This window comes from Lysobacter olei, from assembly GCF_054777355.1.
Genome location: NZ_BAAHAT010000017.1, coordinates 1 through 1,297 on the forward strand (window position 1 = coordinate 1; position 1,297 = coordinate 1,297).

General features: G+C 22.4%; 1 protein-coding gene and 1 pseudogene. Both read left to right on the forward strand.

The genetic code is table 11. The features are described from left to right. A partial coding sequence (locus ACYVBS_RS14585; RefSeq protein ID WP_460824493.1) for an NADH-quinone oxidoreductase subunit A occupies positions 1-311 on the forward strand: 311 nt, incomplete at its 5' end. Between the two features lie 281 nt (positions 312-592). Further along, positions 593-1,297: pseudogene (locus ACYVBS_RS14590) on the forward strand (complex I subunit 1 family protein); the annotation flags it as partial.

Genomic DNA, 1,297 nt, shown 5'->3' on the forward strand with positions numbered 1-1,297 from the left:
TATTATCTGTACATAATCCATACCAAGAAAAAGATAGTGCATTTGAATGTGGTTTTCATTCATTTTTGGGTCAAAATAGAACACAATTTAGTATATCTTTTTTTATATTTGCTTTACTGTTTCTTTTATTTGATTTAGAAATATTATTAGTTTACCCTTATGTTGTTAGTGCTTATTTTAATAATTTATATGGTTTAATCATTATGCTTGTATTTTTTTTAGTTTTAACATTAGGTTTTGCTTTTGAATTAGGTAAAAATGCGTTAAAAATAGATAGTAAACAAATGTATAATTTTAATACAAAAATATGAAACGGTTATTCTTTAATATATTAAAAAAAAATTATTAATAAGATAATTAAAACCAATTTGGAGTTATAGCAGATGGTTCTGTATTAGGACTGCAAATCTATAATCAGGGATTCGATTTCCCATGACTCCTGTAATAAATAGTAGATGTTTATTATATAAATATTATAATATATTCAAAATTTAACTATAATTATATAAAAATTAAAAAAAAAGTATTTAGTAATAATAATTAGATAGATAAAAAATTATTAAATTTTAATTATAGTAGTTTTTATTAAAATATGTATACACTTATATCAATATTAGAAAATTTATTAGTTGTTGTACCTGCTTTACTTATTGTAGCTTTTGTTACTATATCAGAAAGAAAAACAATGGCTAGTATGCAAAGAAGATTAGGTCCAAATATTGTAGGTTATTATGGATTACTACAAGCATTTGCTGATGCTTTAAAATTATTACTAAAAGAATATGTAGCACCAACACAAGCTAATATAATATTATTTTTTCTTGGTCCTATAATAACTTTAATTTTTTCTTTATTAGGTTATGCTGTTATACCTTATGGATCAGGTTTATTTATATCAGATTTTAACTTAGGTATTTTATATATGTTAGCTGTATCTTCATTAGCAACATATGGTATTTTATTAGCAGGTTGATCTGCTAATTCTAAATATGCTTTTTTAGGTTCTTTAAGAAGTACAGCTCAATTAATAAGTTATGAATTATTATTAAGTTCTATAATTTTATTAGTAATTTTATTTACAGGTAGTTTAAATTTAACAACAATAATAGAAAGTCAAAAAGTTGTTTATTTTATTTTACCTTTATTACCTATATTTCTTATATTTTTTATAGGTTGTATTGCAGAAACTAATAGAGCTCCTTTTGATTTAGCAGAAGCTGAATCAGAATTAGTTAGTGGTTTTATGACAGAACACTCAGCTGTTATATTTGTTTTTTTCTTTTTAGCTGAATATGCT